Source organism: Spiroplasma endosymbiont of Megaselia nigra, assembly GCF_003987485.1.
Lineage (GTDB): Bacteria > Bacillota_I > Bacilli_A > Mycoplasmatales > Mycoplasmataceae > Spiroplasma.
This window is the reverse complement of record NZ_RCOO01000287.1, coordinates 1-1,003: the sequence shown is the minus strand read 5'-3', so window position 1 is coordinate 1,003 and position 1,003 is coordinate 1. Positions and strand designations below refer to the sequence as shown.

Genomic DNA, 1,003 nt, shown 5'->3' with positions numbered 1-1,003 from the left:
ATTTTGTCATAATTCATTTAACATTCAACCATCTCCTTATCATTTATTTCTTTTTGATTTGATTTTATTTAAGATAAACTTTTTACTACTTAATAGTGTTTTTGTTTTAATTGTTTTGTTTAAATCTTGATTTGTTCTGAGTTGTTTGTATGTTTGAAACGCTAAACCACTACCCAATAAACTAGTAACTGCACTGTTTTCTAGTGTTTTTAACATTTTATCTTTATTAGTAAAGTTGTTTTTAAATTTTTCTTGCAATTTTAATACCTTAGCAATTGTTCGATATATTTTAAAACTATCTTTTACTATTTGTTGATAAGCAACTGGAGCAAAAGAAACTAAATTAAATAAACTTGTTTTTTTAAATCCTCAGCCAATAAACCATTCACTGTTCATATAGAATTTAAACGGTTCAGGGGATAAAACAAATTGTTCTGCTTTGATTAAAGTTGTCATCACAACAATCGGAGCATATTTAGGAGTTTTATAATAGATTGTTAAAGCAACTTCACCCGCAACTGATAAGGGAACAATTTTAACTGCTAGAAAAACATCAGAACCATAAGCAAAGGGGAATAATTGGCATTTTTGAATAGCTTTAGTTTCAAATTTAGACAATATTTTTTTAGTTTTATTGGTAATTTTATTAATTACTTTTTGTTTAATTGTAATTATTTGTTTTTCAATGGGAGTTAATAATTTTTTAGTTACTTTTTGAATATAAAAATTTGGATTTAAATAATTTAGTGCTTTATTTAATTTAATTGGTGTTTGATGTAAAGTATTTAAGAATTTATTATTAAATATTTTATTACCACGGATTAAGTTAGCATTTAATAATAAGTTTTTACCAACACCTTTTTTATGAAGATTAGTCATAATGTTATATCATTCATCAGTATTTATTTTGCTTATTTTATCAATATTAAAACCATATTCAGACAATCATTTATTGGTATTCTTTTCATTTATACGTGGTATTTTTTGAACTAACTTGGGACTT

The 1,003-nt window shown here is 23.9% G+C and carries 1 protein-coding gene; it reads right to left on the bottom strand.

What is annotated here, in order from left to right:
• Positions 1 to 36: 36 nt before the first annotated feature.
• Positions 37 to 1,003 (bottom strand): hypothetical protein (locus D9R21_RS07735; RefSeq protein ID WP_158613996.1); only part of this gene is annotated, 967 nt, incomplete at its 5' end.